This is a genomic window from Membranihabitans maritimus (assembly GCF_021729145.1).
Classification (GTDB): Bacteria; Bacteroidota; Bacteroidia; order Chitinophagales; family Saprospiraceae; genus Membranihabitans; species Membranihabitans maritimus.
This window is the reverse complement of the sequence record NZ_JAJSLW010000058.1, coordinates 1-953: the sequence shown is the minus strand read 5'-3', so window position 1 is coordinate 953 and position 953 is coordinate 1. Positions and strand designations below refer to the sequence as shown.

Annotated in this window: 1 protein-coding gene; it reads left to right on the top strand. The window is 49.5% G+C overall.

Going from position 1 to position 953, the window contains the following annotated elements; all coding sequences use genetic code 11:
• Positions 1 to 34 precede the first annotated feature (34 nt).
• The coding region (locus tag LVD47_RS23285; protein ID WP_439652054.1) for a Mu transposase domain-containing protein at positions 35 to 953 on the top strand (919 nt) is incomplete at its 3' end.

Here is a 953-nt window from a genome sequence, read left to right as displayed (position 1 = left end):
GGAGCTGTATTCCTGTCCGGTGTTAGTTGCCACGATGCCGCATACGCAGCATAGTTTTGCGATCGCATTGTCCAGTCAAAAAGTGGCGGATTTTGTGTACGGTTTGAATCAGGCCTTGCTGTTTTTTGGTCGCTTGCCTAAGGTGATTTTATGCGATAATTTGAAATCCTATGTGACCCGGGCCGATAAATATGAGCCGGATTTTAATGCCTTGTGTGTGCAATTGGCGACCTATTATCAAATCGATTTGCAAGCTACCCGGGTTCGTAAACCCAAAGATAAGGCCAGTGTGGAAAATCTGGTATCCACTATTTATAACCGCATATATGGTCCGCTTCGCAATGAAGTTTTCCATAGCCCTTCGGCGTTAAATGCGGGTATTCTTCAATCGCTCAAAGACCACAATAACCGGCCGTATCAACAAAAACCCGGCTGCCGGTCTTCCGAGTTCCAGTCGGTTGAATGGCCTGAGATGAAGGCCTTGCCCCCGGACTTGTTTGAGATCAAAAAAACGACCCGTTCCAAGGTCCGCCGGGACTATCATGTTTTTATCGGAGAAGAAAAGAACTACTACTCCGTTCCTTTTCAATATGTAGGCCGGGAATCTACAATTGTGTATACTTCCCGGAACGTAGAAGTGTTTATCGGGCCCCAACGGGTAGCCACACATACCCGTTTGCTGTATCGCAATCTCTACCGGTATCAAACCGACCCGGCCCACATGCCCCGTTCCCACACAGAATGGAAAAAAGCCCGGGGCTTTAACGCCGCTTACTATATCGACAAGGCGGCCCAAATCGGTCCGTCCACCCGCTGGGCGATCGAAAGCGTCATCCGTTCGGTGGGACATCCCCCGCAAAGCTTTAACATCTGTAGGGGGATCTTCCGCCTGGTAGATACCTACTCTGCACAGCGATTGGAACAAGCTTGTAGGCGCTGTCAAAAAGTCGACA